1 protein-coding gene is annotated in these 383 nt (G+C 45.4%); it reads right to left on the minus strand.

The window, feature by feature from the left end:
* Positions 1-383, minus strand: a 383-nt coding sequence (locus tag AC6UDG_RS07400; protein ID WP_500706949.1) for a hypothetical protein, incomplete at both ends; no start/stop codon positions are given.

A 383-nucleotide genomic window follows, 5' to 3' on the forward strand; every position in this document is an offset into this window, starting at 1 on the left:
GGCCTTTTGTTTATTGATGACCACTTGGGTAGCCTTGTCTAAGTCACTTTGGGCCTGTTCGTTAGCGGCCGTTGCCTTTTGTAACTCGTCGTGATCGTTATGGAGTTGGTTAGTGTCGTTTGCGACCCGTTGTCTAGCTTGAGCTAACTTGTTCTGTAGGCCAGGAAGGGCAGCGTTGTTGTGGTCGATGATTTGTTGCTGCTGGGCAATCTGCTTGTTTAAGTCGTTGATTTCGGTCTTGGCTTTGTGAATGTTAGCGGACCATTTATCCGGATCATACTGGGTAACTTGTTTTTCATCGTTACCTAATTGATTGGTCAAGCGTCCCAGCTTGTTTTGTGAGTTTTCTAGCGTTTGTTGATTACGTTTGATTGCTCCTTTAC

Source organism: Fructilactobacillus sp. X2R1C1, assembly GCF_059901435.1.